The sequence below is a fragment of the Thiohalorhabdus sp. Cl-TMA genome (assembly GCF_041821045.1).
GTDB classification, from domain to species: Bacteria; Pseudomonadota; Gammaproteobacteria; order Thiohalorhabdales; family Thiohalorhabdaceae; genus Thiohalorhabdus; species Thiohalorhabdus methylotropha.
Window position 1 is genome coordinate 81,421 of record NZ_JBGUAW010000001.1, and the last position, 22,494, is coordinate 103,914.

Here is a 22,494-nt window from a genome sequence, read left to right on the forward strand (position 1 = left end):
TTTTAATACGAAAAGGCTTATGGAGCTTGTTGAGAAAGAATAGCCGGTGATCGTCAGTTACTGTCGGGTAGAGCGGCGAATAGGCAGACAGAGTCCGGATGGTACTTGCAGGGATATTATCACTAACCGTCATTTTTTCGGGTTAGGACTTCCCTGTCGTAAAAAGTTCTTTCTGTTTAAGGAAACCTCCGATAAACTAAGGTCCACTGCAGATCTCCCCGTTGGGAGGGGGCTTCCCCTGCGGGTCGACCTGCCTTTTTTGGCCCCGAATTTTTTTGCCCCAAGAGGATTCCTGACATTTCCTGTGGATTTTCAGCAAACCGGCATGCATTCCCGGGACAAGACAGCTCACCGCGGCAATCCTCCCCCCCAAGATATCGTACGGCAGACGGCCCCGGACGGGCATGGAGCCGGCGCAGACACGGAATGAATGTCGGCCCTTTGCCGGGTCTAAAGGGAGCGCTCTTTTTCGGGCTGCTCAGCTTTTCCTGGGCAGCACAAGCGGCCACGCAGGGCGGAAATACGCAGGCCCTTGCCGAGCCGCTGGCCTGGAAAGAGGATGCCTCCCGCGATACCGCCTTTTTCTCCATTGCAAGTCTCGGCCATGAAAAAGGATTCCGCTTTGACGGGGCCTCCACCGTCCATGCGCATACCTTCATGTTCCCGGCGCCCCGGGATACGGAAGTAGGTAGCGTCCGGTTCCGGCTTGTTTACCGGTCCTCGGTACTGCTCAACCATTTGGCCAATCTCCGGGTTGAGGTGGAAGGCCAACCGGTGGAGAGCCGGTCCCTGGAGCGGGATGGGGGACTGCATTCTCTTGTGGTGCCCGTGGACCGGAGGGCCTTGGACGATGGCCGAGTGGAGGTAACCGTCCAGGCGGCCATTCCGGTAAGCGAGGATCGCTGCCTGGATGAGCGTCTGGCCGCCAGCTTTTTCCACATGCTTCCGGAAAGCGGGCTGGCGCTGCGCCATATCCGCCGCCCGGGCTCTCTGCGTGATGCCTGGAAGCTATTACCTTCCCGAGTAACCGTTAGTCTCCCCCCGAAGGAGGCGATGTCGCCGGAAATTTTCACCGCCGCGTGGGCGACCCTGGACCTGCTCCATCGGCGGGGGCGCAAAGTGCGCATCGCCCGACTTCCGGCACTGGGAGATATAGTCCTCGGCGACCGGAGCTTCCTGGCAAAAGCGCTGGCAAAGCGTTATCCCGAAACGGTGGAAAATCCTCGGGAGCGTGCCGAGCAAGCACTGCCTTCCCGGGAAAGGAACCTGTTCCTGGTCCAGGATGCGCAGGCGAAGGCTGGTTTCATCGCCGTCAGCGCGCCCTACGAGACCCGGCCTCTCTATCTCTTGGCGAAAAAGTGGCAGCCACTGGCCGCCGGCGACCGGTACAACCTCCGGCCTTTGGACTACCCGGCGAGCCATGCCGCCAGGCCGGTGGGTGATGCCAGGGGCGGGTCCTACTCCCTGCCGCTGGAGGAACTGGGATTTGACACCAGCTCCCGGTTCATTGGCTCCCGGGCCGGGTGGGAAGCCGTCGTCACTCCTGGCGACCTTCCGCCCCGAACCCGGCCTGATCGGCTCAGCTTCAAGGTCATCGTCCCGGTTGGTGTGGGCGAGCAGGGCTATGAGGCGTACGTCTACCTCAACGACGTCCTCCTTCGGGCCAAGCGGCTTCGGGATTCCGGGCGATAGCAGGAAATCACGGTGTCCCTTCCGCCGGAGTATCAGGCTCAGGTCAACGAATTGCGGGTAGTGATCCAGCGGGAGGGTACGGAGGGGGCATGCCTCGGGGCCGCGAAGGCCTTTCCCATCCAGGTTGCGCCGGACAGTCACCTAGTCGTGCGGAAGGACGATTCCCTTCCCGTGCAGTTCGGCGACCTGCCCCGCTATCTTTCCGGCGGTTTCGAAGTGCTCCTCGCTGAAGAGCTCCTGGATTCGGAGGACGGCTTGCTCCTGTTGGCCCGGTTATCCGCCGATTTGTCCCTGCCAGTGGATTTCCGGCGGGTGCGCTTCCTCGAGGAAAGCCAGCCCTTGCGGCCACGGGGACCCTTCCTGGCGCTCGGCCGGTTCGAGGCCGGTGGGCTCCAAGTCCCGGTGCGATTCGACAAGGGCTCTATACGGGTGGTGGACGACCACGGCAGTACCTTGCTGGACGCGAAGACCCTTCCTCGGTTGACGGTGGCCCAGCTGGCTCGAACGCAGCAAGGCGCGCGTGGCCTCTGGGTGCGCACGGCCAGCGGGGAGCGGCTGCCGCCTCCGGATGACTTCAAGCTGTCGGAAGACGATGTGGCCTTCGCGGACCGCTCCGGAGTCCTGCTGACCCTGGATAGCGGGGCTCCTTCCCAAGCCCGGGTCCATTACCCTGGGGTGACCAGCTGGCTGGGCCACCTCGGGGCCAACCGTTTCTGGATTCTTGCGCTGGGGTGGCTCGGGCTTACGCTCCTGGTTCTCTATCTTTACCGCAAGATCCGGCAGCACGATCCGGATAGGAAGCGAGGGGACGGGACTGGCTTCACGAGTGACCCGGGAGCCCCGGGAAATGGCCATGGATGAAGCCTTCGAGGCCAAGGCCGGCGCCCCGGCCGTTCCCTCTGGCCCCGAACCGGACGGGCCCATCGGTACGCACCTTGTCCGGGAAGGGTGGATTAGCCCGGAACAGCTAGAGAAAGCCGTTGCCATCCAACAGCGGCGCGGGGGTCGCCTCGGGGATATCCTGGTCGCGGAGGGATGGATCGATCGTTTCGTGGGCAGTGGGCAGATGGGAGATCGCCTGATTGAGCGTGGTCTCCTGACCCCCCAGCAGCTTGAGGCGGCCTTGGCCCTCCAGCGGCGCTGGGGAACGCGCCTGGGAGATGTTCTGCTTGCCCAAGGCTGGGTGCGTCCCTACGCCTTTTATTCGGTGCTGGCCGAACATTTCGGCCGTCCGTTCGTGGACTTCGACCAGTCCCCTCCGGACCCCTCCCTATGGCGCGAGGAGGACCTTACGACTTACACGGAGCTCCTAGTGCTCCCGTGGGGGCGCTCCAAGGGCGGCATCCTGACCTTTGCCGTGGCGGACCCGGATCCCGAAGCCCTGCAATGGGTGCGGGAGCGCGCCGGGGAGCCGGTGGATTTCGTGATCACCTCTAAATTCGACATTATCTGGCAGGTGCAGCGTCATTCCGAGGACTACCTCAGCGACTACGCGGTCAATGAGCTCTTCAACCGGGATCCGGTGCATTCGGCCCGCCGAGTTTTCACTAAGGCCCAGATCGCGGGGATCTATACCACGGCTTCCCTGGCGTTGGTTTCGTTAGCGGTTTGGCCCATAACCACGCTACTGGTCTTCAATGCCGGTTTGGCTTTCTTCCTACTCATCAACTTCGGCTTGCGGGTGCTCTTTACGTGGGTGGGTAGCGAAGCCGAGATCGACATCAAGGTCACCGGCGAGGAGGTGGCGGCTCTCGCCAATGCCGATCTTCCCACCTACACCGTGCTCGTCCCCATGTACAACGAACCGGAGGTGCTGCCGCTCATCGTCGATGCATTGCGCAAGATGGATTACCCCCTCTCCAAGCTGGACGTAAAGCTGGTCCTGGAGGAGGGCGATGAGGTGACCATCAGCGCGGCCAAGGAAATGGGGCTGGAAGGGATTTTTGAGATCATCCGGGTGCCGCCATCCCTTCCCAAGACCAAGCCCAAGGCCTGCAACTACGCCCTGGCCTTTGCGCGGGGAGACCTGGTGACCATTTACGATGCCGAGGACCAGCCCGAGCCGGATCAGATGAAACGGGCCGTACTGGCCTTCCGAAAATCCCGGCCAGGGACGGCGGTGATCCAGGCGCGCCTGAACTATTTCAACAGGGAGCAGAACTGGCTGACCCGGCTATTCACCCTCGAATACTCCCTATGGTTTGATTTTTACCTGCCGGCCTTGGAAGCTCTGCACATTCCCATACCCCTGGGGGGTACCTCGAACCATTTCGATATGCATATCCTGCGCAGTGTGCAGGCGTGGGACCCCTACAACGTCACCGAGGACGCCGACCTCGGAGTGCGCTTTACCCAGCTGGACTACCATGTGGGCGTGGTGAACTCCACCACCTACGAGGAAGCCAACAGCCGCCTCGGCAACTGGATCCGCCAGCGCTCGCGCTGGATCAAGGGCTATATGCAGACCTACCTGGTACACATGCGGCGTCCGCTGCACCTGTATCGGACTCTGGGCCACACGGGCTTCTGGGGGTTCCAATTCTTCATAGGCGGCTCGGTCCTCAATGCCCTACTCGCGCCCGTGCTCTACCTGATGTTCGCTTGGTGGCTGATCACGCATGGCAGGGCACTGGATCCCCTGTTCCCGGCGCATATCCTTAATATTAGTTTGTTCAATCTGCTCATCGGTAACGGGTTCCTGATCTACCTGTCCATGGTCAGCGTGTTCAAGCGCCACCTCTATCGGCTCATTCCCTACGCCCTGACCGCCCCCGCCTATTGGCTGCTCCAGTCGGTGGCTGCTTATAAGGCCCTCTGGCAGCTTATTCACAAGCCATTCTTCTGGGAGAAGACCGCCCACGGACTTACCGGTGCATCGGGGGAGATGGGCAAGGAAGGGAAGGCATGACCCAGCCCACGCGGCTGGGCTTCAACCTTTTGTTTTTCGGAATCGCCGCGGTGGCGCTGGGTGGTCTGGCCTGGTTTCTCCAGCAGAATCATTTCGTCAACGACATGGCCTTGCGCCGGTGGGCGACGCTGCTCGAGGTGCTCGACAGCCCGCGTATCCGCCCTGAGTACCTGGGGCTCCTCTATCCCCACGGGACTTTTTTGGCCTTGGCGCCCTTCCACTACCTGGGGCCTCTGGATTCCGCAATGGCACCCACCCTGGTTTCGGTCCTGTTCGGTGCGGGGCTTTTGGCCTTGTGGAGTCATCACCTGCAGAGAGCGGGACAGCCGCCCGTCTTCCGCATACTCCTGGTGGGGCTGGTGGTTCTGCACCCCGCCTTCCTGTGGGGAGCCACCAGCGGTTCCATGGGAGCCATCAGCCTGGGCTGCTTCTACCTGCTCTATACAGCGGCCTTGCGCTTGATAATTCGGGATGACATCCATTCATTCATCGTTTTCGGGGTGCTCCTGGCGGCCTTCTTCTTCGTAGAGGGGGCGTCCCTCTACCTTTCTTTGGCCCTGGTACCCCTTTTGCCTCTGTTGGCACCCCGCCACATATTGATGAGCGCCCCGTTGAGCACCTTCGTCATCCTCGCCACGCCCCTACTGGTGGTGGCGTTCGGCTGGTTCTACTACAACTGGCTGTTCTTCGGTACGCCCTTGGCCTTTCTTCAGGAGGCCCACACCCAGCTCCAGGGGAGTGCCGTGGAGGCGCTGCCGTGGCTACGGATTTATGGGGACCAATGTCTGTTGCCGGGACTGTGGACATTGGGCCTTACCTTGGCGGCCTTTCCCGCTATGGTCCTGTTGCTGGGCGGTCTTCGGCAGGATTCACAGCGGCTGGTTACCGCTCTGGTGCTGCTTTTCCATCCCGTGGTGGCCGTTTGTCTGGCCACCGAGGACCGGTTCCTGCGCCACCCCTTGGAGCTGGTGGCCTTGGTGCTTGCCGGCATCATGGCGGAGCTGGCCTACCTGGGGCCGCGTCCGGCCAGGGCGCGCCAAGGGGTCGTCGCCCTGCTGGCCCTGGGCCTGTTCGGGGGTTGGGCCGGATTTCTCCTCTACCCCACTCCGACCATGGAGGCGTGGCGGGGGGCTTTCCTGAAACCGGTTACAGCCCCGGACCATGCCGGGGAGATCGCCCTGGGCCGTTGGCTGGGCCGGCATCGAGGCCCGACCCTGCTGGACGATGCGAGCGGGTACCGGGCCATCGCCGCGCGGGGGGACGCTCGGGGTCTTATCGTCCCTTTCGAAGACCGCTTCCAGATTGAGCTCCGGCTGCGGCAGCCCACGGTCGAGCAGGTGGCGCTTCCTGATCCGGATTCCATGGTCGGACTCGGGGACGCCCTCAACCGCCGTTGGCCGGATTTCTACCAAAATGGGAAACCGGGGTATCGCTTAGTTTACGATTACGGCGGCTGGCGCGTCTGGAAGCGGGATGCGTAAAACCCCGATCCTGATCGGTGGGCTTGTGGTCGCGGGAATGGCCGCATTGACGGGCCTCTGGCTGAGCGGATTCAGCGGCCAGCGGTTCGAGGCCAATGAGCCCGCTTGGGGGTTCAACCTGCTTCAAAGCCGGGAATCCTCTTTTGCGGAGGAGCCGGCGAGGGCTGCATTGCGGCGGCTCGCGGAGCTCGGTGCCGACCATGTGGCAGTGGTCACCTTCCTGGAGCAGGCCGCTCCGGACGCAGCGGAACCAAGCCGTGGCGGACAGGTCACCGACGAGCAGCTCGTCGCCGCCTTGCGGGCCGCCCATGCGGCCGGCCTGGAAACCCTGGTCAAGCCGCAGCTTCTGGTGCCTGGGTCCTGGGCCGGTGAGATCGATCCGCCATCCCGGAAAAGGTGGTTCGGGGCCTATGGGGACCATCTCCTGCGCTATGCCCGCATCGCGGAACGGGAGGGCGCGGAGGCCCTGGTCATCGGCACCGAGCTGACCAAGCTGGGCGGGGCGGAAGAATGGAAAGGGGTGATCGCGGCAGTTCGCCGGGAGTACAGCGGCAAGCTGACGTATGCGGCCCACAACGCCGAAGGCGTGGAAGCCTTCGCCCATTGGGAGTGGCTAGATGCCGTTGGCATGACCCTCTATCCATCCCTGGGCCAAACCGCCCGGCCACCGGCAGTGCGCGCACACATGACGAAAGCCCTCGACCGGGTGGAGGCGGCGGTGACCGGCCTGGACCTTCCCGTCTGGGTCCTGGAGATCGGCCATCCCTCGGCAACCGGCTCCCTGCCCCGGCCCTGGGATTGGCGTCGACTCGCTGGCCCAGGCGTGGAGCCCAACCCCGGTCTCCAGGCCATGGTGCTTCAGGAGTGGATCGGGGTCTTACGCGAGCGGCCCACCCTGGCAGATAACCGGGTTGCCCGGGCAACCTTCTGGAGCTGGTATGGGACCCTAGAGGCCGGTGGTTACGGGGATACAGGTTTCACAGTGCAGAACAAGCCCGCCCAGGTGGTCCTGCAATGCCATTGGCGCGGTTGCTGCCGGGAAGGCACGGGCGCCGAACAATGAGTCCCTACCGGTCGGGTCCCGGGTTGGCTGCGGTCCTCTTCCTGGTCGTCTCGCCGGCTTCCTTGGCCGGTGCCTGGATGCGTTCGGGCGGGGAATACAGCTATACAACGGGAATGGGGTATGTCACCCATTCCCGTTACTTCGACTCGAATAGCCGGCCCCGCCCCGCCCCCTGCACCACGCGGGATGCCTATTTCGACCAGTATTTGGAATACGGGTATTCCTACTACCACACCATTTTCGCCGGCCTCCACACGACTCGGCGCTCCTGTGGTGGCGACCGCCGTCTGGACGGCGGTGACCTGGAGTTGGGGATACGAGGGCGCCTGAATCTCTTCCGTAATGGCCGCACATGGGAGGCTGCCCTCTTGCTGCCATCCGGCGAGGGCGCCAGCGGCCCTTCGCGACCCGGTGTCGAGCATTACGGCCTGGAGCTGGGGCTCCATGGGCGGTTCGCGGCGGGCGGCCCCTTCCATGCGCACCGGTATTTCTCCACCGGCGCGGAGGTCCGCCTCTGGGAGGGGGTGCCCTCGGAGCACTTCCTCACCTATATGGAATATTCCTGGCCCGCGGGCAGCTTGGACCTCCAGGCCGGGCTGCACGGGAATTTTTCCCTGCGCAACGGGGCGGACGGGATCGGCTGGGGTAGTGAGTCCCCCGTGGATGATTACGATCGGATCCGGGTGCGGGCCTCCCTGGGGCAGCCGCTTGGCGGTGAATGGTCCGTGGATTACAAGGTCGTCCGGGTGGTCTGGGGGCGAAATATGGATGCAAGCACCGAGGTGGGCATAAGCTTCGGCCGGACATGGATGGAGTGACAGAGGCAATGGGCGGGAAGGCGTGGGCAGTGCTTCAGAGGATGGTCCTGGTGGGCTCCTTGATTGCCCTGGCTGCGGGGTGCGCACAGGGGCCGCAACCGGAACGGGAGGCGCTTTCCAAGGCCGATTTGCCCCGAGGGCATGAGCTGGTGCGTAACAATCCAGTACTGGAGCCCGGCGACCTGAAGGTGCTTGATCTGGAAATGGATCCTCTCGATGCGCGCGTTTTATTCCGCAAGGAGCCATTCGACCGGTCCTCCTTTCCGGTCACTCTGCTGGTGGATGGTGCGCGTCACGAGGGCCGGGTGGAGGTGCTGGGCAGCTCTTCCCGACGCTTTGCCAAAAAGTCCATCCTGATCAAGCTCCGCGAGGGGGAGGCATGGCGGGGTCAGCGCCGCATTGCCCTGGACGCCATGGCAAACGATGGCTCCATGATGCGAGAGCGCCTGGCCTGGGACACCATCGAAGCCCTGGGCATGGCGGCACCCCGGGTGCGCTACCGCCGTTTGCACATTAACGGTGAGCTGATCGGGGTTTTCCTCCAGACCGAATGGATCCGGCCTGCCCTTTTCGCCCGCTTTGGCCTCGGTACCGAGGGGGTGCTGTTCAGCCCGGATTCCAGCGCGTTCTGCGGAGACCTCACCCCGATGGATGCCGGGAGGGCGGCGGAGTGCTGGAACGTGCTTTCCTCCGGTGGCGACGGGATCCGCCCCATCGTGAAGCTGGGTCGCCGCATAGATGCCACGCCCGTAGAGGAATTTGATACCTTCCTGGCCGAGCACTTCCATGTGGATTCGGTTATAGATTGGTTCCTGATCAATACCCTGACCAATAACGGTGATACCTACAACAAGAACTATTTCCTGTACCGCGCACCTGCCGATAGCCGCTGGACGGTGGTTCCCTTCGACTATGATCTCACCTTCGGCCACAACTTCGATCCCTATCTGGCCTACCCGCGCAATATCTTCAATGAGCACTTCGTCTACTACTATCCGCCCCAGTTGGGCGCCTACAGCCCGCTTAAGGAAAAGGTCCTACGCAACGATGCGCTGCGCGGCCGTTTCCTTACGCGGCTGCGCCATTTGATGGGGCTGAAGCCGGCCGGGTACGGGAAGGAAAGCTTCGGGCTGTGGCACCCGGAGGTGATGGGAGAGCGCATCGCGGCACTGCGCGAGGCGCTAAAGAGCTATGCCCGTCTTGATCGGTATCAGCCGCAGAGCCGGGTAGGCTTCCGGCGCGAAGTGGAAACGGTGGCCTACTATACCCGGGCGCGATGGCATTATCTGCGAGCCAAGATGTTCGGGCGCTTCCCCTGGAATGCCGACTCTGCCCATTGGGATCCCCAAGAGGCTCCCCCGCCGCCGCCCCTCCCGGAAACCCTTTACGCTGCCGATACCACCTGGCAAGCCGGGGACGGGGATTCGCTGGCCATGGTGGCCCCAGGGTACGGTTACATCCTGGCTATGCTGGATGATATCCGACCAGGCGATACGGCCCGGCTGCGCTTTTCCGTCGAAGTGGACATGAACCAGCCTCCCGCGGTAGCGCCGCCGCTGATGGACCCGAGGCAGTGCGTCCAGCGCACCTGGTTCCTCATCCTCAAGACTCCCGCCGACCATGTCCGGGCGGATCTGACTCTGGAATACCTGCAGGAGAATAGCAAGCGGAATGAGCTCGGGGAGTGGCTTGATGAGGGCTTCCTGGAGCTTTGGCTCTACGGCGGGCGGGGGTGGTGGCCCTTGAATGCTCGTACCAATCCGGAAGCCAATACGCTGCAAGCCTCCCGAGTGGTTCTGCCCAGCGGCAGGCTGTTGCGGTTCGTCGCCTGTAGCCCGGGAGTCGTGGAACGGGCGCAGAGGGACCCGGGTTGAGCCGCAACTGGGTCACCTTAGCCTTTCAACGTCTCTTGGGCCTGGTCACCGAAATCCGCCCTGACGAGCTGCAGACTACCCTGCGGCTCGCGGCCCGGATTTTCCTGGTTATGGTGGCGTACTATCTACTCAAGCCGACACGGGAAGCGCTGATACTGGCCGACGGAAGCGCCGAGCTGCGCAGCTACGCGGTGGCTTTCCAGGCCGGGCTTATGTTCTTGGTGCTGCCACTATACAGCCACTTCTCTCGTCGCTACGCGGGCGAGGGAATCTTCGTGGGTGTGACCCTCTTTTTCATCTCCAATCTCGGGCTGTTCTATTTCCTGGGTACCGGGGGTGCGCGCCTGGGGCTGGTTTTCTTTATATGGCTGGGGATTTTCAACGTCACCCAGATCGCCCAGTTCTGGGCCCTGGCGGCGCATGTCCATACCGTTCAATCCGGGCAGCGGCTATTTGCCTTCATTGCCCTGGGGGGCTCGTTGGGGGCGGTGGTGGGCTCCCAGCTGGCGGAGTGGCTCTTCGAGGTCCTAGGACCGTTCCAGCTCATGCTGGTGGCCATGGGGGTGCTGTTCTCGGCCATTTTCGCCGGAGGAAAGCTTCCGGGCCGTGCAGAGGGAGACCGTGAGGGGCGCCCGACGGGTATCGGGGCGCTACTCGGCGGACTCGTCCCCGTACTGAGGAGCCCCTATCTGCGAAAAATCGCCCTGTTCGTGGTGCTTCTCAACTGCATCAACACCATCGGCGAGTTCATCCTAGCGGAAATGGTGGTGGGCCACGTGGAAGCGACCCTTTCCCCGGGGGAGTCCAAGGAGGCCCGGATCGGCGCTTTCTATGCGGATTTCTTCGCCTGGGTGAATCTCCTAACCCTGCTGTTTCAGCTTTTCCTGGTCTCGCGTCTGTACCGCACGATCGGGGTGCAGGGTGCGTTGTTGGTGCTTCCCCTCATCGCCCTATCCGGGTACATGTTGATGGCCTTCTTCCCGGTTTTCGCCGTAGTACGAGTGATCAAGGTCCTTGAGAACAGTACCGACTATTCTATTCAAACCACGACCCGCCATGTTCTTTTCCTCCCGGAGACCACGGACGGGAAATATGCTGGTAAGACCACCATTGAGACCCTGTTCTGGCGAATGGGGGACCTTTTGCAGGCGGGAGTAGTGTTCCTAGGAGTCTCCTACCTGGGATTCAAAACCTCGGACTTCGCCTTGTTCAACCTGGGGCTGGCCGTCCTTTGGCTGCTAGTGGCCTTTCGAATCGCCCGTTCCTACCAGGTGCTCGCCGGTCCGCTGAATGCTGATGGGCCGTATGCCGGGGTACGAAAGACGCCGGCAACCGCCGCCCGGAAATGACCCCCACTAGCGATCCCGCTGTTAGCGAGGATTCGCTGGTGGCCGCGAACTTACGGGGTTATCCGTAGGATTCCCAGTCCAAAATGTCGGCGATCCGGTTAACAGCGCCGCGGTGGGGTTCGAGGGTATCCCGACCGCTACGGCCCGCCGCCTGGGCCTCCCCAGGGTGCTGCAGGTACCGGCGCAGCGCGGCCAGGAGGTTGTTGACATTGGGGGCCTGCCGGGCGGCACCGGCCTGCTCCAGGATGCGGAGGACCTCCCGGTGGCGGTGGGCATAGGGCCCGTAGATCACCGGTCGCCCCGCCGCGGCCGCCGGCAGGGGGTCGGCGCCGGCGAAGCCCTGTATCCAGGTTCCGCCCAGAACCACCGTGTCGGCGGCGGCCAGGAACAGGCTTTCCTGATCTACGGCATCCAGCAGGTAAACCCGGGTGCCCTTGTGAATGGTGTCCCCGCGGGAGGCGAGTGCGGTATCCAGCTCGAAGCGGCCGAACCGTTCGGCGAGCTCCGGGGCGCGCCGGGGATCGGCGGGCACCAGCACCATGAGCCAGTGGGTGAAGGGCGAGGGAAGCTGCTGGCAGATGCCGGCCAGCAGCTCCTCCTCGCCGGGCTCGGTGCCCTGGAAAACCAGCAGGGGCCGCCCCCGAAGGGCGGAGCGAAGCTGCCGCGCCTCCCGGGAGGGGGTGGGCGAAGGGGCATCAAGGAGGGGGTTGCCCACGGTTCGGATGCGCTCGCCGGGCACGCCGCGCTCCACCAGCGCCTGCCGCTCCTCCGCCTGCCCCAGCAGGACGGCGTCGGCACGCAGGATGCTCCCCCGGAACAGGCATGGCAGGCGCCGGGCCCAGCGCCAGGGGGCCGGGTACACCCCGCCGAGGAGCCACAGCCAGGGGATGCCCCGGCGGGCCAGGGCCCGGGACAGATTGGGCCACAGGCCCGGCCCGAGGCAGAGCGCCAGATCGGGGGAGACCGCTTCCAGGAAACGGCCCGCGGCGCCGGGGGCGTCCTCGGGCAGGAAGGCGGCCTGGATGCGGCCCGCTGCGCGCTCCTCCGCCTCCGCGCGGGCCGCTTCGGACACCACGGTGAGCACCACCACGCCTCCCGGGTGACGGTCCTGCCAGGCAGCCAGCAAGGGCCAGGCGGCATCCAGGCCCGCCCGGGTCCCCGCGTGGAGCCACAAACGCGGGCGGCCTTCGGCTACTGCGAGGCGCCCGCGGGGGTCGCGCCGGGAATCCTTGCGGCCCCGCTCCGGGGCGGGCAGCCGCGGGACCAGGCGGCGCAGGAGCCGATAGGCGCCCTCGCAAAGGCGGGCGGAAAGCGGCGGAGAGTTGCGCGGGGACTCGGAAGTCATGGCGGTCCTACGGAAGCGGTGCAGGTACGGTACAATACGGCCTTTTGCCAACCATCGAGAGGGTGATGCCCGCCGAGGAATCCCAGCCCATCCGCCTGCGCCACCGATTGGAAGCGGCTGCCCTAGGGGGGCTGTTGCGCCTGCTGCGGGCCTTGCCGGCGCGTACCCGCTACGCCCTGGCCGGGCGCGTCGGGGAATGGGCCCGCCACATGGACCGGCGACACGCCCGGGTCGCCCGGGAATCCCTGGCCCTGCGCTACGGCGAGGAAACAGCCGACCAAAAGGTGCGGGAGGTGTTCCGGGAGCTCGGCCACCTGGCGGGGGAGATGGCCCTGCTGGAGCGCCTAAGTCCCCAGGAGCTCCAGTCCATGGTGACTGCGGTGGAAGGCCGGGAGCATCTGGAGGCGACAACCGCCGATCCGCGCGGGGTGCTGATCTTGAGCGTGCACGGCGGTAACTGGGAGCTGCTGGCCCAGAATCTTCCCCACTATGGCCTGAATCCGCTCCATGTGGTCTATCGGCCGCTGGATAACCCCCTGCTTGAGGACCGGCTGCGCGCCTGCCGGGAGCGCCACGGCGTCCACGCCATCGACCGGAGACGGTCGAGCAGGGAGGTGCTAGAGGCGCTTCGTCGCGGGGAGACGGTTGCCATGCTCATGGACCAGCACCTGCGCGACAGCACCCGGATCTGGCTGCCCTTCCTCGGCGAGCCGGTCAGGGTTCCCACCACCTTCGCCCGCTTTGCCAAGAAATCCGGCTGCCTGGTTCTGCCCGCCTTCATGGTTCGGGAGGGGGCCGAGCGCTTCCGGTTGGTCTTCTTACCGACCATCGAGCCGGATCGTTTCGGGGACGACGAGGACGGCATCCGGGACCTCACCGCCGAGACCGTGGCGGCCATGGAGGCGGGCATCGCCCTGGCTCCGGCCCAGTGGTTCTGGGTGCATCGGCGCTGGCGGAGCGAGCCCAGAGCCTTGCTTCCGGACCAGCGCCAACCCCCCTGGTCGGGGTCCGTGCGGCCGTAGCCGGGGAAGAACCGCCCAGGAGGCTTGCTGCCCGCCGTTGGTATCGGCCTCGGTTCCGCGATTTCCGCTCCCCGCCCGGGAAGACGGAAAACCCGGCCGCGTCGGTGGCGGCAAGGCTGTCGCGGCCGGAGGCCGCTACCACGGTGGCCCGGGAGGGCCGGCTCAGCCCGCCTTGGAGTCTTCCCGCTTGAGGCGGTAGAGGATCCCGCAGTACGGACAGCGGTACTCCCCGCTCTCCGCCTCGTCGATGGGTAGGAAGACCCGCGGATGGGAATCCCAGGTGGTCATGTCCGGGGTGGGACAGTGCAGCGGCAGGTCGTCTTCGGTGATGTCGATGGCGCGGTATTGGTTGGCCGTCACGGTGTGTTCCTTCAGTCCTGGTAGACGAAATCGAGCCAGTCCGCATGCCGGGCGTCCCGGCCGGCGACCACGTCGAAGTAGCGGGTCTGCAGCCGCTGGGTCACCGGCCCGGCGCTACCCCCGCCGATGGTCCGGTTGTCCATCTCGCGGATGGGTACCACCTCCGCGGCGGTGCCGCTGAAGAAGGCCTCGTCGGCGATGTAGAAGGCGTCCCGCGTCAGGGGCTCCTCGCGGATCTCGATGCCCTCTTCCCGGGCCAGCTCCAGCACCGTCTTGCGCGTGATGCCGTCCAGGGCGGTGGATAGCGGCGGGGTGTAGAGGATGCCGTCGCGGACCATGAAGATGTTCTCGCCGGGGCCCTCCGAGACATAGCCGTAGGGGTCGAGCAGCACCGCCTCGTCGAACCCCGCCTCCTTGGCCTCGCGATGGGCGAGCATGGAGTTGAAGTAGCCGCCGCTGAGCTTGGCCTTGGTCATGGTGATATTGGGATGGTGGCGCGTATAGCTGCTGGTCACCGCCCGGATGCCGTGCTTGAGGCCTTCGTCGCCGAGATAGGCACCCCACGGCCAGGCGGCCACCACCACGTGCACCTCCAGTCCGTGGGCATTGAGGCCCATGGCCTCGGAGCCGTAGAACACCAGGGGCCGGATGTAGCAGGCATCCAGCCCGTTGGCCCGGATTACCTGCCGCTGGGCCTCGTTGATGGTCTCCCGGGAATACGGCATGGGCATCTGCATGATGTGCGCGGAGTTGAACAGCCGCTGCGTATGCTCTTCGAGCCGGAAGATGGCCGCGCCGCGCTCGGTGCTGTAGGCCCGTACGCCCTCGAACACCCCCATGCCGTAGTGGAGGGTGTGCGTGAGGACGTGGGTGGTGGCGTCCCGCCACTCGACGAGCTCCCCGTCCATCCAGATCTTGCCGTCGCGGTCGGCCATAGACATGTTATTCGAGCTCCTGGTTCGCTAGCTAAGCGGAGATTCGCTTCGGGATTGGTGGGGCCGCCTCAGCCGGTGCGCGTCGGGACGCCCAGAAAAGCCTCGAAGGCCTCGCTCACCCGCTCCCGGGTGGCCTCCAGGCGCGGCACAACCGGCTGCCATGCGGGCTCCGCCATGCGGTCGAGCTGCTCCCGCCAGGTGGGATCCGCGGTCACTTCCACCTGCGCCCGGTCCTCGAAGAGCTTGACCCGGTTCTCCAGGGTCCGGAACAGCACGTAGGCCTCGTCCAGCATCCGGGCGGTCTGCTGATCGACGAGCCCGTGCTCGGTGAGGGCGCTCAGGGCTGCGCGGTTGCTGGTGGCCAGGATGGCGGGTGTGCGGTGGGCGTGGCGCAGGCAGAGGTACTGGATCAGGAACTCGATGTCGATGAGCCCGCCCCGGTCCCGCTTGATATTGAATACGCCCGCGGGGGAGGCGTGCTCCTCCAGCATGCGCCCGCGCATATCCCGGACTGCCTCCGCCAGCGCTTCCTCGTCCCGGGGGCGGGCCAGGATCTCCCCGCGCAGACGTTCGAAGGTGGCGCCCAGATGGGCGGCCCCGGCCACCGGCCGCCCGCGCAGGAACGCCTGGTGCTCCCACACCCAGGCGTGCTCGAGCTGGTATTCCCGGAAATGGTCCAGGGACGCAACCAGCGCCCCGGATTTTCCGCCGGGGCGCAGCCGCATGTCGATGCTATACAGGGCCCCCTCGGCTGTCAATGTGGTGACGAAGTGGATCAGCCGCTGACCCAGGCGGGCGAAGAAGCGGCCGTTGTCCATGGCCTCTCCCTTGCGCCCGCCTTCGGTGTGCTGCTCCTCGCCCCGGCTATCGTGCAGGAACAGCAGGTCCAGGTCGGAGCCGTAGCCCAGCTCGGCCCCGCCGAGCTTGCCGAGCCCCGCCACCAGGAAGCCCGCCTCCCGGCGCTCGCCCCCGTCGGTGCACATGGGCCGGCCGTAGCGTTCGGTGAGCTCGGCCCAGGCCATATCCAGGGCCCGGTCCAGGGTCAGCTCGGCCACTTCGGTGAGGCCCCGGCTCACCTCGGTGAGCTCGGCGTGGCCCTGGAGATCGCGGGCGGCCAGGTGAAGCACCTCGATACTCTTGAAGCGCCGTAGGGTGTTGAGCCGGTCCTCGAGGTCGGATGCGTCCTCCAGCTCCCGGCCCAGGGCGGCCTCCCGGGAGGCCCGGATGCGACAGGCGTAGAGGTCCTCGGGATTCAGTACCTCGTCCAGCAGCATGGGGTGCTTGCCGAGGAAGCGCGCCAGGAAGGGGCTGCCCCCGCACAGCCGCACTACCTGGGCCAGGGCCACCGGGTTCTCGGCGAGCAGGGCGAAATAGGTGGACCTCCCGCCGATGGCCTCCAGGACCTCGGCCATGCGGGAAAGCGCCACCGCGGGCGCCGGCGTGTTTCCCGCGGCCCCGATCAGCAGCGGCATGAGCCGGTTCAGCCGGTCCAGACCGGTGGCGGTGAGCCGATGCAGGAAGGGGGCGGCGCGGAGCTGCTCCAGGGTGGCCAGGGCGTCCTCGGGGTGGAGGTAGCCGTGGTCGCTCAGGATCTTCCGCCCCTCGGCCGCGTCGGTCTGGTTACGCCAGACACGCTCCAGCGGCGGCTCTTCCTCCTCGTCGGCGGTCTGCGGGGCAGCGAAGGTTTGGTCGAAGGCTTCCTGGACCCGGTCCCGGTGGGCATCCAGGGCGTCGAGGAAGGTCTCGGTGTCGGGGAAATCCAGGGTGTGCGCGAGGGCGGCCAGGCTTTCCGGGCTCTCCGGTAGGTGGTGGGTCTGCTCGTCCCCCGCCATCTGGACGTGGTTCTCCAGGCGGCGCAGGAATAGGTAGGCCACCTCCAGGTGGTCCAGGTCCCGGTCGGGCAGCAGCTCCAGCTCGCGCAGGGCGTCGAGCATGCGCATGGTGGCCCGGCCCCGCAGCTCCTTGTGGCGGCCGCCGTGCAACAGCTGGAAGGCCTGGACGATGAACTCGATCTCGCGGATACCGCCACGGCCCAGCTTGAGGTTGTCCCGGAAGCGCCGGTTCTCCACCTGGCGCTGGATCTGGGTCTTGAGGTCGCGCACTGCTTCCACCGCGCCGAAATCCAGATACCGGCGATAGATGAAGGGCTGCAGCTCCGCCAGCAGTCGCTCTCCCTGCGCCAGGTCGCCGGCGATGGGGCGGGCTTTCACGAGCGCATAGCGTTCCCACTCCCGGCCGTGAACTTGATAGTATTCCTCCATGCCATCAAGCGGCTGGGCCAGGGCCCCGCCGTCACCGTGCGGGCGCAGCCGCATGTCGACCCGGAAGGCGAAGCCATCGGCGGTAAGCTCGGACAGCAGCTGGATGACCGAACGACCAAGGCGCGTGAAATAGGTGCCGTTATCGACGGCCTTGGGGCCGTCGGTCTCGCCCTCGTCGGTGTAGGCGAAGATCAGATCGATGTCCGAGGAGAAGTTCAGCTCGCCGCCCCCCAGCTTGCCCATCCCGAGCACCGTGAAGGTGGCCCCGCTTCCGTCGGCAAGCCGGGGCGTGCCGAATCGCTCGCGCAGCTCGCGTCCCGCAAAGTCCAGGGCTGCCTCCACGGCGGCCTCGGCAAGGGCGGTGCTCTCACCCGCCGTCTCCGGGAAATCCGCCCAGCCCGCCAGGTCCCGGAAGGCGATGCGCGCCATGAGCCAGTTACGGACCCGCCGCAAGGCCGCCATGTGCTCTGCCCGCTCGGTGCAGGGGGCCACGGCCTCCTCGACGCGGGCCGCGATGTCCTCGGCGGTCCAGCGCTGTCCGAGCCATTGGGGATCCGTCACCAGGTCGCGGACCAGCTCCGGATACCGGCGCAGCTCCCTGTGGATGAAGGGGCTGCTGGCCAGCACCCGCAGCCAGGCATCCCGCAGTCCGGTATCGGCCAGCAGGGCCTCCGCCAGGAGCGTGCCCGATGAGCCTCCGATAATGTCGCTGAGGCGTATGCAGGCCGCCGACTCCTCCGGAGCGCGGTATGGCGATGATTGGGCCGAAGTGGTCATGGCGTCTATGTTGCCCCCCCGCTTTGCTGGCGTAAAGACAGCGGTCCCGGGCGAGCGCCGAGCGTGAGCGAGTCCCCACCGACCCCCCCGCTCCCTTGGTACCTGCGCCGCTCCTTCTGGCGCTGGGTGGTGCGGGGACTGGTGGCCCTGCTGCTGCTCCTGGCGGCCCTGGTCACCTGGGTGCTCCTCTATCCCCCCTCGCTGGCCCCGATCCGGGCGGATCTGGAAGACCTGCTGAGCCGCAAGCTCGACCGACGCATCGCTTTCCAGGATTTGGACTGGACCTGGTCCGGGGGCCTGAAGGTGCGCGTTTCCGGGGTGGAGGTGGGCAGCCGGAACCTGGGGGTGGATCAGGTGCGTCTGGGGGTGGAGCTGCTGTCGTTGCTCCGGGGTGAGGCGCGCCTGCAGGAGCTCGAGCTGGTGGGCCTGGACCTGCGCGTCGAGCGCCGCGCGGACGGCCGCCTGGTCGCCGGCGGCTTCCGCATGAAGCCCGGTCGCAACCTCGTCTATCCCCTGCTGGCCCGCTTCGACCATTTCCGCATTGCGGACAGCACCCTGCACTGGACGGATCATACCCCTGCGGAAACCGTGCGGGTCGCCCTTCGCGAATGGCGGGTGGACATCCGCCGGGACGGGGATGCCCATCGCGTGGACCTGCACGGTGCCCTGGGGGCCGGGGAGGTGGGGGTCCGTGGACGCATTCGCCATTTCGACGGCGGGCCGCCGGAATGGGAGCTGGATGTGCAGCTGCTCGGCTCTACCCTGTCGCTGGATGCGCTCCGTCCCTACCTGGAGGAGGGAGCCCCGCGGCGGATCCGGGGGAAGCTGGCCTTCTGGGCGGAGGCCCGGGGTGGGATGACCCGGGGAATAACCCTGGAGGGCCGCATACACCTCGCCGAGGCGGGGGTCCACTGGCCGGCGCGCCTGCGGAAGCCACTCACCGACATGGAGCTGGGCGCCTCCTTTCGCTACCGCTGGGATCGCCCTGGCCAGGAGCTGGCCCTGGAAAGCCTGGAGCTGCGCAGCGGCGCGCTGCACCTCAAGGGCCGGACCACGCTCCGGCTCCCGCCCGGATCCGGTCCCCGCCTGGACCTGGCGCTGCGGGCCGAACCGGTAACCTTCGCCGAGCTCCAGCCTCTGCACCGGTTCCGCGCCTTCCCCGAGCGGGCATCGGCCTGGCTGGGCCACGCCCTCGCCGGGCGCATCACCGAAACGGAAATCAGTCTGCGAGGACCCCTGCGGCGCTTTCCTTTCCCGGAAGATGCCGGGCGGTTCCGGGTGCGGGCGGAGATGGAGGGTGTGCGCCTGGCCTACGAGCCGGGCTGGCCGCCCGTGGAGGATCTGGCCGGTACCCTGACCCTGGACGGCACGCGCCTGGGGCTCTCGGCGCGTAGCGGACGTATTCTGCAGGCCGAGGTCCGGGGTCTGGAGGCCTCCATCCATGACTGGACGGCTCGTCCACCCCGCTTGCGGCTGCAGGGCAACCTGGACCTTAAGCTGGTGGACGGCATCCGCTTCCTGGAGCGGTCGGGCCTGGCGGAGAAGGGTTTCCTCGATCCCGCGATCCTGGTGGGCGGCGGGAAACTGGATCTGGGCCTGGAGCTTCCCCTGGGAAAGCAAGCGCCGCCGGAGGTTTACGGTCGCCTGAGGATGGAAGGAGCCGCTTACCGGCCCGCCCCCGGCATGCCGGCCCTGGTGGGCCTGAACGGCGCGGTGGATTTTCAGGGCCCGCACATTACCGCCACGGGCCTTCGTGCCCGGCTGTTCGGCGAGCCGGTGCGCTTGGCGCTGGAACGGGAGCCCGAGGCGCCCTTGCGGCTCCAGCTGGAGGGGGACTTTCCCGCCAATGTCCTGCGCCGGGCCGCGGCGCGTTTGGAACAAGAGCACCCACTGCTGCGGCGGGTCACGGGCACGCTGCAGACCCGGGTGAGCCTGGTGGCGGGCGAGGACACCCGGCGGTTCCGCGCCCGGATGGACCTGGGGCAAGCGGCGCTGGCGCTTCCCGAACCGCTGTTCAACGCCATCGGCCAGCCGGGCATGCTGGCGGTGGAAGGGCGGCTGCTCGGGAGACCGGAGTACCGGGCCCGGCTCGTGACGGGGGGCGACGAGTGGCGGGGCCGCCTGGAGGAGACGCCGGCGGGGGTTCTGGAGGCGGGGCTCGGGGTGGGCTTCGGCCAGCCGGCGCCCACCCCGGAGCTCGGCCTCTGCCGGATGACGGGCGAGCTGGACGCGCTGGCGCTCGGCCGCTGGACCGAACTGGTGCGGAGCTTGCGGGGCGGGCCGGAAAGCCGGACCCAGAGCCGCATGCCGCGTCTGGAGATGGATCTCCTGGTGGGCCAGGTGCGCTGGGGGCGCAAGAACCTGTATGCGGGCCGCGTCGCCCTCGATGGCCGGCCGGTGCCGGGCGGTTACCGGTGGCGTGGCGGCTTGGAGGGGAACCGGGCCGCGGGCCGATTCCGCTGGATGCAGCGGACGGGGAGGGACAGGGTGGAGGTCCGGATCGGACGGCTGCGCCTTCCCGGCCCCGGAGACTGGGGGAGCACGGGCAGCGGCTCCGGAAGCGGGAGCCACGACCTGCCGCCGCTCGATCTGATGGTCACCGCGGATCGGATCCGGCTGGGAGAGCAGATGCTGGAGGACAGCCACCTGGAGGCCCGCCTCTTCGAGGACCACTGGGTGATTCCGGTGCTGGAGTCCAGCATCGGCGCCACTACAGTGCGGGTGGAAGGGGGCTGGTCTGCCGAGAAAGGCCGGACCCATGCCCGCATGGAGCTCCGGAGCCGGGATTTCGGGCGCCTGTTGCGGGATGCGGGCGTCTATCCGAGCATGAAGGGAGGGAAAGGCACCGCCCGCGGCCGCGTGTCCTGGCCCGGCCGCCCCGCCAATTTCGCGGGGGGACGCCTGGACGGGTCCGTCCGGCTGGACATGCGGGAAGGCGAGATCGAGGAGTTCCATTTCCTCAGCAAGGCGCTGTCCACCCTCAACATCCTGGATTGGCCGAAGCAGGCGATCCGCGGGTTCTCGGATCTGGGCAGCAACGGCTTGGTGTATCGGCGGATGCAGGGCAAGGGGACCATAGAGGACGGCACCCTGACGCTGAAGCGCATGGCACTGGAAAGCGCGGCCCTGCGGTTGACGGCGGATGGCGGCCTGGATCTGGGCGCCCGCACCTACGACCTGACCATGCACCTGCATCCGCTGCAGACCCTGGATAAACTGGTTTCCGCGGTTCCCCTGCTGGGCTACCTCCTGACCGGAAAGGACAAGGCCTTCGCCAGCCTGGATTACCGGGTACGGGGTCCCTGGGAGGAGCCCCGCGTGACGGCGGTCAACCCGTCCGACCAGCCGGATTTCATGGAGGTCCTCGTGGAGCGCTTGAAGAAGATGCAATGGAAGGACCTGGCCCCATGGCGGTGAAGGGAGCACTGGCCGTCGCGGTCCTGGTCTGTGCCGTGGCCATGCCGGCGCAGGCGGCGGAAACCCTGAAGCGGGACCGCTGGACGGGTCCCGAGACCGTCGAGCAGGCGGCCGGGCATCCTGCTCTGAACACCCTGTTGAGCGCGTACACGGGCGCGACCGGGGCTCGGGTAGAAGTGGCCCACGGCGGGGGCGCCAGGGGAAGCGCATGGGCCCACGAAGTGCGCGGTTGGCTGGTGGCGCTGGGCATCCCGAGTGCCCGGATCCGCCTGGAGCCGGGCATCACGGAGCCGGGCACCCTGCGGCTGGCAGTGCGCGAAGCCGGAGGCGAGCCGTGAGCCCTCCGCTGGCCGCCGCGGTGCAGATGGTCTCCACGGACGACGTGGCGGCCAACCTCGGCCGGGTCCGTACTCTGCTGGAGCAGGCCCGCCAGGCGGGCGCGACGGTGGCCGTGCTTCCCGAGAACTTCCCGCTCATGGCGGCGGACGAACGGGCGAAGCTCGTCCACGCGGAGCCCGAGGGCGGCGGCCCGATTACCGCCTTTCTGCGTGAGGAGGCGGCGCGCCTCGGTCTCTGGCTGGTGGGCGGCACCGTGCCCTATGCCGCGGAGGAGGAGCGGGTGCGGGCGGCCTGCCTGGTGGTGGACGCGAACGGCGAAATTCGTGCCCGCTACGACAAAATCCACATGTTTGATGTCCAACTGGGGGACGACGAGGGCTACCGGGAATCGGCCACCATCGCCCCTGGGAGCACGGCAGTGGTGACGGAAACCCCCTGCGGGCCCGTGGGGCTGGCCGTGTGCTACGATCTACGCTTCCCCGAGCTGTTCCGGGCCCTGGTGGACCGGGGCGCGGAATGGCTCGCCGTTCCGGCCGCCTTCACCCGCACCACCGGCGCGGCGCACTGGGAGGTTCTGGTGCGGGCGCGCGCCATCGAGGAGCAGGTGACGGTGGTGGCCGCCGACCAGGGCGGAACGCATCCCGGCGAAAGGGAGACCTTCGGCCACAGCATGGTGGTGGATCCCTGGGGCACGGTCCTCGACCGGGTGGAAACCGGGGAAGGCGTCGCGCTGGGCGCCATCGACCGGCAGCACATCGCCCGGACCCGGCACCGCCTGCCCGCCCTCACCCATCGTCGGCTTTGACCGGCAACGCCTGAACGCGCTTGAAAATTCTACCCTCCCCGCGAGAGG

General features: G+C 66.6%; 17 protein-coding genes. 12 read left to right on the top strand and 5 right to left on the bottom strand.

Translation table 11 applies throughout. The features are described from left to right. Window positions 1-450 precede the first annotated feature (450 nt). On the bottom strand, window positions 451-738 hold the full coding sequence (locus ACERLL_RS00345) for a hypothetical protein (protein ID WP_373654065.1): 288 nt from the start codon (window positions 736-738) through the stop codon (window positions 451-453). 105 nt (window positions 739-843) lie between these two features. Between ACERLL_RS00345 and ACERLL_RS00350 the strand changes: the two genes are divergently transcribed. From ACERLL_RS00350 to ACERLL_RS00385, 8 genes are all read left to right on the top strand, one after another. Beyond that, window positions 844-1,692 (top strand): hypothetical protein, encoded by an 849-nt coding sequence (locus ACERLL_RS00350; RefSeq protein ID WP_373654066.1) that lies wholly within the window; start codon window positions 844-846, stop codon window positions 1,690-1,692. Between the two features lie 12 nt (window positions 1,693-1,704). Beyond that, window positions 1,705-2,553 carry a hypothetical protein gene (locus ACERLL_RS00355; RefSeq protein ID WP_373654067.1) on the top strand — a complete coding sequence of 283 codons (849 nt, stop codon included), beginning with the start codon at window positions 1,705-1,707 and terminating at the stop codon, window positions 2,551-2,553. Window positions 2,554-2,758: 205 nt separating this feature from the next. Continuing rightward, on the top strand, window positions 2,759-4,600 hold the full coding sequence (locus ACERLL_RS00360; RefSeq protein WP_373654405.1) for a glycosyltransferase family 2 protein: 1,842 nt from the start codon (window positions 2,759-2,761) through the stop codon (window positions 4,598-4,600). After that, window positions 4,597-6,081 (top strand): hypothetical protein, encoded by a 1,485-nt coding sequence (locus ACERLL_RS00365; protein WP_373654068.1) that lies wholly within the window; start codon window positions 4,597-4,599, stop codon window positions 6,079-6,081. Before ACERLL_RS00360 ends, ACERLL_RS00365 begins: the two co-directional genes overlap by 4 nt. Then, a complete protein-coding gene (locus tag ACERLL_RS00370; RefSeq protein ID WP_373654069.1) occupies window positions 6,074-7,144 on the top strand; it encodes a glycoside hydrolase family 113 in 1,071 nt (356 codons plus the stop codon). Before ACERLL_RS00365 ends, ACERLL_RS00370 begins: the two co-directional genes overlap by 8 nt. 23 nt (window positions 7,145-7,167) lie before the next feature. Further along, window positions 7,168-7,962 (top strand): hypothetical protein, encoded by a 795-nt coding sequence (locus tag ACERLL_RS00375; protein WP_373654070.1) that lies wholly within the window; start codon window positions 7,168-7,170, stop codon window positions 7,960-7,962. 29 nt (window positions 7,963-7,991) lie between these two features. Beyond that, window positions 7,992-9,836, top strand: a complete 1,845-nt coding sequence (locus ACERLL_RS00380; RefSeq protein ID WP_373654071.1) for a CotH kinase family protein — start codon at window positions 7,992-7,994, stop codon at window positions 9,834-9,836. Continuing rightward, window positions 9,833-11,185 (top strand): NTP/NDP exchange transporter, encoded by a 1,353-nt coding sequence (locus ACERLL_RS00385; RefSeq protein WP_373654072.1) that lies wholly within the window; start codon window positions 9,833-9,835, stop codon window positions 11,183-11,185. Before ACERLL_RS00380 ends, ACERLL_RS00385 begins: the two co-directional genes overlap by 4 nt. Window positions 11,186-11,243: 58 nt before the next feature. On the opposite strand, the gene ACERLL_RS00390 is transcribed toward ACERLL_RS00385, so the two are convergent. After that, complete coding sequence (locus ACERLL_RS00390) at window positions 11,244-12,530, bottom strand: 3-deoxy-D-manno-octulosonic acid transferase (RefSeq protein ID WP_373654073.1); 1,287 nt, start codon at window positions 12,528-12,530, stop codon at window positions 11,244-11,246. 65 nt (window positions 12,531-12,595) lie between these two features. Here ACERLL_RS00390 and ACERLL_RS00395 point away from each other — a divergent pair, with 65 nt between their 5' ends. Continuing rightward, window positions 12,596-13,552, top strand: a complete 957-nt coding sequence (locus tag ACERLL_RS00395) for a lysophospholipid acyltransferase family protein (protein WP_373654074.1) — start codon at window positions 12,596-12,598, stop codon at window positions 13,550-13,552. A gap of 162 nt (window positions 13,553-13,714) precedes the next feature. Here ACERLL_RS00395 and ACERLL_RS00400 read toward each other — a convergent pair whose 3' ends face one another. The 3 genes from ACERLL_RS00400 to glnE all read right to left on the bottom strand — a co-directional run bounded on the left by ACERLL_RS00400 (window position 13,715) and on the right by glnE (window position 17,885). After that, on the bottom strand, window positions 13,715-13,912 hold the full coding sequence (locus tag ACERLL_RS00400; protein ID WP_373654075.1) for a zinc-finger domain-containing protein: 198 nt from the start codon (window positions 13,910-13,912) through the stop codon (window positions 13,715-13,717). A gap of 11 nt (window positions 13,913-13,923) precedes the next feature. Next, window positions 13,924-14,853 carry a branched-chain amino acid transaminase gene (locus ACERLL_RS00405; RefSeq protein WP_373654076.1) on the bottom strand — a complete coding sequence of 310 codons (930 nt, stop codon included), beginning with the start codon at window positions 14,851-14,853 and terminating at the stop codon, window positions 13,924-13,926. A gap of 62 nt (window positions 14,854-14,915) precedes the next feature. Continuing rightward, window positions 14,916-17,885 (bottom strand): bifunctional [glutamate--ammonia ligase]-adenylyl-L-tyrosine phosphorylase/[glutamate--ammonia-ligase] adenylyltransferase, encoded by a 2,970-nt coding sequence (gene glnE / locus ACERLL_RS00410; protein ID WP_373654077.1) that lies wholly within the window; start codon window positions 17,883-17,885, stop codon window positions 14,916-14,918. Window positions 17,886-17,948: 63 nt separating this feature from the next. Here glnE and ACERLL_RS00415 point away from each other — a divergent pair, with 63 nt between their 5' ends. The 3 genes from ACERLL_RS00415 to ACERLL_RS00425 are packed head-to-tail and all read left to right on the top strand — an operon-like array spanning window position 17,949 to window position 22,446. After that, window positions 17,949-21,302: a YhdP family phospholipid transporter gene (locus tag ACERLL_RS00415; RefSeq protein WP_373654078.1), complete on the top strand. Its 3,354-nt coding sequence runs from the start codon at window positions 17,949-17,951 to the stop codon at window positions 21,300-21,302. Then, window positions 21,293-21,640 (top strand): hypothetical protein, encoded by a 348-nt coding sequence (locus ACERLL_RS00420; RefSeq protein WP_373654079.1) that lies wholly within the window; start codon window positions 21,293-21,295, stop codon window positions 21,638-21,640. Before ACERLL_RS00415 ends, ACERLL_RS00420 begins: the two co-directional genes overlap by 10 nt. Continuing rightward, window positions 21,637-22,446 carry a carbon-nitrogen hydrolase family protein gene (locus ACERLL_RS00425; protein WP_373654080.1) on the top strand — a complete coding sequence of 270 codons (810 nt, stop codon included), beginning with the start codon at window positions 21,637-21,639 and terminating at the stop codon, window positions 22,444-22,446. The genes ACERLL_RS00420 and ACERLL_RS00425 overlap by 4 nt, the downstream gene beginning before the upstream one ends. Window positions 22,447-22,494 lie beyond the last annotated feature (48 nt).